This window comes from Bradyrhizobium sp. P2_E8 (genome assembly GCF_056403875.1).
In genome coordinates, this window is sequence record NZ_JBFUES010000289.1 from 1 (window position 1) to 7653 (window position 7653).

At 65.1% G+C, this 7653-nt stretch carries 9 protein-coding genes; 5 read left to right on the top strand and 4 right to left on the bottom strand.

Annotation, left to right across the window (positions count from 1 at the left end; genetic code table 11):
- The 5 genes from AC1D00_RS17590 to AC1D00_RS17610 form a co-directional block, all read left to right on the top strand.
- Positions 1–399, top strand: a 399-nt coding sequence (locus AC1D00_RS17590) for an ATP-binding cassette domain-containing protein (RefSeq protein ID WP_477011531.1), incomplete at its 5' end; no start/stop codon positions are given.
- Positions 399–1481, top strand: a complete 1083-nt coding sequence (locus AC1D00_RS17595) for an ABC transporter permease (protein ID WP_477011532.1) — start codon at positions 399–401, stop codon at positions 1479–1481. The genes AC1D00_RS17590 and AC1D00_RS17595, both read left to right, overlap by 1 nt.
- A 94-nt stretch (positions 1482–1575) precedes the next feature.
- The gene (locus AC1D00_RS17600) at positions 1576–2508 is read left to right on the top strand and encodes a sugar-binding protein (protein ID WP_404551203.1); all 933 of its coding nucleotides are present in this window, start codon (positions 1576–1578) and stop codon (positions 2506–2508) included.
- A gap of 92 nt (positions 2509–2600) precedes the next feature.
- Complete coding sequence (locus AC1D00_RS17605) at positions 2601–3578, top strand: aldo/keto reductase (protein WP_404551201.1); 978 nt, start codon at positions 2601–2603, stop codon at positions 3576–3578.
- 3 nt (positions 3579–3581) lie between these two features.
- Positions 3582–4430 (top strand): amidohydrolase family protein, encoded by an 849-nt coding sequence (locus AC1D00_RS17610; protein WP_477011533.1) that lies wholly within the window; start codon positions 3582–3584, stop codon positions 4428–4430.
- 179 nt (positions 4431–4609) lie between these two features.
- Here the strand turns inward: AC1D00_RS17610 and AC1D00_RS17615 are convergent, their stop codons facing one another.
- From AC1D00_RS17615 to AC1D00_RS17630, 4 genes are all read right to left on the bottom strand, one after another.
- A complete protein-coding gene (locus AC1D00_RS17615) occupies positions 4610–4975 on the bottom strand; it encodes a nuclear transport factor 2 family protein (RefSeq protein ID WP_167771076.1) in 366 nt (121 codons plus the stop codon).
- A 159-nt stretch (positions 4976–5134) separates the two neighbouring features.
- Positions 5135–5485, bottom strand: a complete 351-nt coding sequence (locus AC1D00_RS17620) for a RidA family protein (protein ID WP_135176206.1) — start codon at positions 5483–5485, stop codon at positions 5135–5137.
- A 98-nt stretch (positions 5486–5583) separates the two neighbouring features.
- Positions 5584–6501, bottom strand: coding sequence for a CE1 family esterase (locus AC1D00_RS17625; protein WP_477011534.1), 918 nt, complete (start codon positions 6499–6501; stop codon positions 5584–5586).
- 3 nt (positions 6502–6504) lie between these two features.
- Positions 6505–7653, bottom strand: a 1149-nt coding sequence (locus AC1D00_RS17630; RefSeq protein WP_477011535.1) for an FAD-binding dehydrogenase, incomplete at its 5' end; no start/stop codon positions are given.

The following is a 7653-nucleotide window of genomic DNA, read 5'->3' on the forward strand; positions in this document are numbered from 1 at the left end:
CTCGACCACAAGGCGATGGCGGCGCGTGCGCTGGAATTGTTCGGCGAGCTGCGATCGGAAACGCGGCCCTACGATCTCGTCAAGCAGATGTCGGGCGGCCAGCGCCAGGCGGTCGCGATCGCGCGGACGCGGCTCTCAAATGCGAGGCTGGTGATGATGGACGAGCCGACCGCTGCGATCTCGGTCCGCCAGGTCGAGCAGGTGCTGAGCCTGATTCACCGGCTGAAGGAGCAGGGCGTCGCGGTCATGTTGATCTCGCACCGCATGCCCGACGTGTTCGCGGTGTGCGACCGCGTGATCGTCATGCGCCGCGGCGAGAAGCGCGCCGACAAGGCGATCCATACGACGTCCCCCGAGGAAGTCACCGCCCTTATCACCGGCGCGAAGGAGGCGGCGTAATGGCCATGCAGTTGGAATCCCCGGTAAGCTTCTCGAATGTCGGCGAGATCAAATGGTGGCGGCGTGGCATCTTCGCCTCCCAGACCGGATACGTCCTGCTAGCGCTCCTGGTGCTGATGGTCGTGATGCATTTTGCCAGCCCCTATTTCTTCACCCAGGGCAATATGCAGAACGTGGCGAAGAACTTTTCCTTTATCGCCATTGCCACCCTGGGCGTCACCTTCGTCATCATTACCGGCGGTATCGATCTCTCAGTCGGCTCGCTGATGTGCTTCTCCGCCATGATCACATCGATGGTCATGTCGGGCCTCTCGACGCCAGGCATGCCCGGCGCTTCGCTGTTCGTGCACCTCGCGGCCGACGGCAAGACCGTGGTGGCGAATCTGCCGGGCCTGATCCTGGTCGTCTCGATCGTTGCGGGCCTCGCGATCGCGTTTCTCGTCGGGCTCGTCAACGGCTTCTGCATCGCGGTGCTCGGGCTGTCGCCCTTCGTCACCACGCTCGGCATGCTCTCGATTGTGCGCGGCCTCGGTTATGTCGTCTCCAACGGCCGCGGCAGCTTTCCGGGCGGGCCGGACGCCGATTACTTCTATGCGCTCACCTCGGGCGACGTGCTTGGCGTGCCTGCGCCCTTCATCTATCTCGTGATCCTCGCGCTGACGATGGCGGTGGTGCTGCACCACACCTCGTTCGGCCGCCACGTCTTCGCACTCGGCGGCAACGAGAAGGCGGCTGAACTCACCGGCATCCCGGTGGTGCGTGTGAAGATCGAGGTCTATGTGATCTGCGCGCTCGCCGCAGGCCTCCAGGGCATCATCATCTCCGGCTGGCTCGGATCGGCACCCGCCRACATGGCGACTTCCTACGAGCTCAACGTGATAGCGGCCGCCGTGATCGGCGGCGCCAACCTCGCCGGCGGCATCGGCGGTCCGCTCGGTGCCATCGTCGGCTGTGTGTTGCTCGAAGTGATCCGTAACGGCCTCGTGCTCGCGCAGGTCAACTCCTATTGGCAGCAGACGCTGGTGGGCGTGATCATCATCCTTGCCGTGCTGGTCGACCGTATCCGCTCGCGCATGACTTAACGAGTTAATCCGGAAGGACAACGAAACATCGTCTATCCGCCTACCGGACCATCGCATCACAAATGGATAGGCAACAAAGTGTGGAGGGAAAGTAATGAAGAAGCTTCTGTTGGCCGGCGTGACCATCGCGATGATGGCGACCCCGGCATTTGCCCAGACCTACAAGTTCGCCATCGTGCCCAAGGCGATGAACAATCCGTTCTTCGACGTGGCGCGCGACGGCTGCCTGAAGCGAGCCAAGGAACTCGGCAACGTTGAGTGCATCTACAAGGGACCGGTCGAACACGAACCGGCGACGCAGGCGCAGATCATCCAGGACTTCGTCACGCAGAAGGTGGATGGGCTCGCGATCTCGGTTGCCGACGTCGCGGCCATGACCAAGTCGATCGAGGCAGCAACGGCGGCCGGCATTCCCGTCATCACCTTCGATGCGGACGCGCCGGGCTCCAAGCGCATCGCCTATATCGGCACCAACAACAAGGACTTCGGTCTGGCGCTCGGCAAGCAATTGGCCCAGCTCAAGCCCGAAGGCGGCAAGTATGCGATCGTATCCGGCGGTCCCGGCGCGAAGAACCTTGCCGAGCGTGTCGACGGCGTCCGTGAGTCGCTCAAGGGAACGAAGTGGGTCGAGGTCCAGGGCTCTCCGACCTTCTGCAACGACGATCCCGCGCTCGCGATCCAGCAGATGGCCGATTTGCGCACGGCGACGCCGGATCTCGGCGCCATCGTGCCGATCGGCGGCTGGCCGATGTTTGCACCCGAAGGTTACAAGGCCTTCGTCAACAAGAACAAGAAGGACATCGAGGCCGGCAAGTTCACGCTCGTCGTCGCCGATACGCTGAAGATGCAGCTTGAGCTGCTGCGCGACGGCTACTCCAACGCCCTCACCGGCCAGCGCCCGTTCGAAATGGGCGAGAAGTCGATGGACACGCTGCTCGCAATCAAGAAGGGTGGGAAGGTGCCGGAGGTCATCTATACCGGCCTCGATCTCGTGACGAAGGACAACGTTGCGCAGATGCTGAAGTAGGAGCGCCGCCAGCCCCGCGCTCCTGCGTGCCTCTCCCGCTTGCGGTTTCCGCAAGCGGGAGAGGTGATTTAGGCTACCGGAAGGAAATTGGGATGAAACGGTCGCGGCTCGGCCCCCTTGATGTCACGTCAATCGGCCTCGGCTCCGCCCCGCTCGGTGGATTGTTTGCACCGGTCAGCGATGCCGATGCGCAAGCGACGCTCGAACGGGGTTGGTCGGCCGGCATCCGCTTCTACGACACCGCGCCGCTCTACGGTTTTGGTCTCGCGGAACGTCGGCTCGGCGCATTCCTGCGGCAACAGCCGCGCGACTCCTACGTCATCTCGACCAAGGTCGGCCGCCTGCTGCGCGCACCCGATGGCGCTGCCGGCGAGGACGATCACTACAAGAGCGGTCAGCGCGAGCGGCCGGTGTTCGACTTCTCTCATGACGGGGTGATGCGCTCGGTCGAGGAGAGCCTGCTGCGCCTCGGGCTCGACCGCGTCGATGTCCTGCTCGTGCATGATCCCGACGATCATTACGACGACGCCGTCGCCGGCGCCTTCCGCGCGCTCCAGCGCCTGCGCGCAGAAGGCACGGTCAAGGCGATCGGCGCCGGCATGAACCAGTCGGAGATGCTGGCCCGTTTTGCCGAAACCGTGCCGGTGGACTGCTTCCTGCTCGCCGGCCGCTACACGCTGCTCGACCAGGGCGCGCTGGATGCGCTGTTTCCTCTCTGTCAGGCCAAGAACATCGGCATCCTGCTCGGCGGCATCTACAACAGCGGCATTCTGGCCAACCCCCGCACCGGCGCGAAGTTCAACTATGAGGATGCCGACGCTGCGCTGGTCGCGCGGGCGCTCGAGCTCGACGAGCTCTGTCGCAAGCACGGGACCGAGCTGAAGGCCGCCGCGCTCCAGTTCTGCATGGCCCATCCGGCCGTGACGGTCGCCGTGCTGGGCGCGCGCAATGCCGCCGAGGTCGCCGACAACATCGCGATGTCGCAGGCGCCGGTGCCGCCGGCCTTCTGGCAGGAGTTGCGTGCGCGGAAACTCGTCGACGCGCGGTCGCCGCTGCCGGGTGGAGCGTGAGCCATGATCGTCGACGCCCACCAGCATTTCTGGGATCCGGCGCGTGCCGACTATCCCTGGATGGACGCGGCAGAACTCGCGCCGATCCGCCGGCCCTTCGGGCCCGCCGATCTCGCGCCACTTCTGAAAGCGAATGGCATCGATGCGAGCATGGTGGTGCAGTGCCGCTCCGCGCTGGAGGAGACTGAGGAATTTTTGCGCATCGCGCATGCAACGCCCTTCGTCGTCGGCGTGGTCGGCTGGGTCGATCTGACCGATGCCGCGCTTGGTGACACGCTCGACCGGCTGCGCGCAGGGCCGGGCGGCGACAAGCTGGTCGGAATCCGCCACCAGGTTCATGACGAGGCCGATCCCGATTGGCTGCTCCGCGAGGACGTCCAGCGCGGGCTCACCGCATTGTTCGCCCGCGATCTCACTTACGATTTCCTCGTCCGCACCCGCGAATTGCCGGCGGCGATCGCGACCGCGCAGGCCTTTCCCAACGCGCGCTTCGTGCTCGACCATGCCGCCAAGCCGCCGATCGCTTCTGGCGGAAGCGCCGAATGGGCCGATCGCATCAAGGCGCTCGCCGCCTGCGGCAATGTCTGGTGCAAGATCTCCGGGCTCGCGACGGAGGCGAAGTGGAATGATTGGGATGCGGAGCGGCTGTTTCCGTTCGTCCAGCACGCCGCAAATTGCTTCGGTGAGGATCGCCTGATCTTCGGCTCCGACTGGCCGGTGTGCCTGCTTGCGGGCAGCTACGGCGAGATCAAGGGCGCGCTGGAGGCGTGTCTGGCGAAGCTAGGCTCCAGTGTGCGCGAGAAGGCGTTCGGCGTGAATGCGAAGGCTGCGTATCGGTTGACGGTTGCATGAGTGAAGCTCGTGCCGAACCAAAGGTGTCGTCCCGGCGCATGCCGGGACCCATACCGCGTGATCTCTCGGGGTGCCCAGGCAGGAGCACCGAACGACGAATCTTCGCCAAACCACTCCCTGGGGTTATGGGTCCCGGCCTGCGCCGGGACGACGACAGAGTTTGAGGGAACGCTCGCACCTCACGCGCCCGCGGGCACCTGGTCCAGAAATCCGGTGATGCTGCTGATGCGGCCGTCCTTCAGCACGGCGAAATCGGTGCCCTTGATCGGGCTGTCGACGCCGTCAGGGCCAAGGCCCCAGCTGAAGCGCAGTTGATCGCCGTAGCCGTTGGGCTCGCCGATCAGCTTGAACTTGAAATCGGGAAAGCGCTGTTGCACGCCCGCGATCAGCGCGTCGATGCCGTCCTGGCCGTCGCCCTTCATCAGCGGGTCGACATAGCTCGCATCCGCCGCCCAGTTCTCGCTGAGCAGTTCGCGCCGGCGGCTTGTCGTGCGCTCGTTCCAGAGCTCGATGTAGCGGCGGGCAATGGTGACGTGGTCGGTCATGGTGCTCTCCTTCGGTGACGCCGTATTCGGCTGCTCGTCACTATCGAAGGTTTGCGCGTGCTGATCGATTACCTCCGAGGTCATCGGCGTGCGCAAAAAAAAATGAAGCGCGATGATGGTCTCATCGCGCTCCATTGGCATGCGGCTGGTTCGCGAAGATTACTTCGCCGCCGTCACCATGATCTCGACGGTGTATTGCGGCGCCGCCAGCTTGGCTTCGACGGTGGCGCGGGCCGGGGTGTTGCCGGGGGAGACCCAGGCGTCCCACACCGCATTCATCTCGCCAAACGTCTTCATGTCGGTGATGTAGATCGTGGCCGAGAGCAGCTTCGACTTGTCGGTGCCGGCCTTGGCGAGATGGCCGTCGATCGTCGCCAGGATGTCCTGGGTCTGCTTCGTCACGCTTTCGCCGCCGGCCTTGTTGGCGACGACACCGGCGAGATAGACGGTGTTGCCGTGCACGACGACCTGGCTCATGCGCGGGCCGGCTTCAAAACGCTGAATGCTCATTTGGGATCTCCTGGTGGAATGGCGGCCCTGTCTAGCGCAGCCCCCCGCGCTCAGCCACCCCAGGCACGCATGCGTTGCCGGGCACGCATGCGCATTCCCTAAGGAAACTGACTGAAGAACGTCCAGATCGTCTCGGCGCCGTCGATGTCGCTGTTCTGTGGCCCGAGCAGGCTGGTTGCGACCTTGGGGAAGCGGGCGTCCGGAGCGAAGCCGGGCATGCGATGCCCGCCATGGTTGACGCGATAGAGCACGACGTCGTGCCCCCTGGGGCAGCGCGAGGCGATCCGCGTGACCGTGGACTGGTCCGCGGGCACCCTGTCGGGCATTTCGGTCACGGTGGCATCATCGGCCTCGCAGCCGTTGAGCTTGCGCCAGAATGCCAGCGTCTCCTCGGTCGACCAGAATCCGTCTGCGGCAAAATAGCCCGATCCGCGTCCGCCCTCGTAGGGCACCAGCGGGTCGGCCGTGCCGTTCATGATCAGCATCGGCAGCGGCCGCGACGGATGGCACGTGACCGCGGCTTCGTCGGTGAGGTTCATGATCACGCTCGCACCGGCCGTAAACAGATCGGCGCGCGCGCAGGCAAGCGTCATCGCCATGGCACCGCCATTGGAGATGCCGGCGACATAGACGCGGCCAGGGTCGGCCGTGCCGTTCGCCACCAGTTTCTCGACGAGCTTCGCGATGAAGGCGACGTCGTCGGTGCCCTCGGGCGGGCCACGGAGCGYTGGTCCCGCCTTCGTCCTCGCATCGGCCCAGGCATGGTTGAGCCCGTCCGGAAAGACCACCGCGAAACCTTCGCGCTTTGCGACCTGGGGCCACGCCGTCCGTGCAACCATGTCGGCGCCGCGCTGGGTCTTGCCATGCAGCACGACCACCAGCGGCACAAGTCGCTTCGCCGGCAGTTGCACGGTGTAGGACCGCATCACGCCGTTGACGTCGATGGTGTCGGCCGACGCCGCCGGGGCGGCGGCGAAGCCGGCGAGAAGCGCCCCGATATGCATCCACCGCCGCACGATCTACCCCACCGTCTTCGCCGCCGCGCGGCCCGCGTTGCGGCCCGAGAACAGGCAGCCGCCGAGGAAAGTGCCTTCGAGGGAGCGATAGCCGTGCACGCCGCCGCCGCCGAAGCCCGCTGCTTCGCCGACCGCGTAGAGGCCGGGAATGACGCTGCCCTCGCTGCCGAACACGCGCGAGTCGAGATCGGTCTCGAAGCCGCCGAGCGTCTTGCGGGTGAGGATGTTGAGCTTGACCGCGATCAGCGGTCCGTGTGCGGGATCGAGGATGCGGTGCGGGGAGGCGGTGCGGATCAGCTTGTCGCCGATATAGCGGCGCGCATTGTGGATGTTCATCACCTGCGCATCCTTGACGTAGGGATTGGCGATCTCGCGGTCGCGCGCCTCGATCTGCATCTTGATGTGCTCGAGCCTGAGGAGGTCACTGCCGGCGAGCTTGTTCATCGCCGCAACGAGATCGTCGATCTTGTCACGCACGATGAAGTCGACACCATGGCTTTTGAATGCTTCTACCGGCGCCGGCGCGCCCTTGTTGGTGGCGCGGCGCAGCGTCATGCGCCAGCTCTTGCCGGTGAGGTCAGGGTTCTGCTCCGAGCCCGACAGCGCGAACTCCTTCTTGATGATGCTCTGGGTCAGGATGAACCAGGAATAATCATAGCCCGTCGACATGATGTATTTGAGCTGGCCGAGCGTATCGGAGCCGGGGAACAGCGGCGCCGGCAGCCGCGTGCCCGTGGCGTCGAACCACATGGACGAGGGCCCCGGCAGGATGCGGATGCCGTGGCGTGGCCAGATCGGTGACCAGTTCTGGATGCCCTCGACATAATGCCACATGCGGTCGCGGTTGATCAGCCGCGCGCCCGCCTTCTCCGTGATGCCGATCATGCGGCCGTCGACATGTTCGGGCACGCCGGAGATCATGAATTTCGGCGGCTCGCCAAGTCGCTCGGGCCAGTTCTGCCGCACCAGCTCGTGATTGCCGCCGATGCCGCCGGAGGCGACGATCACGGCCTGCGCCTTCAGTGCAAACTCCCCGATGACATTGCGCGAGGAACTCTTGCCGCGCTCGACATCGTCAGGCGCGAGAACGGCGCCGCCGACGCCATCCACCGTGCCATTGGTGATGGACAATGCGTCGACGCGGTGGCGGAA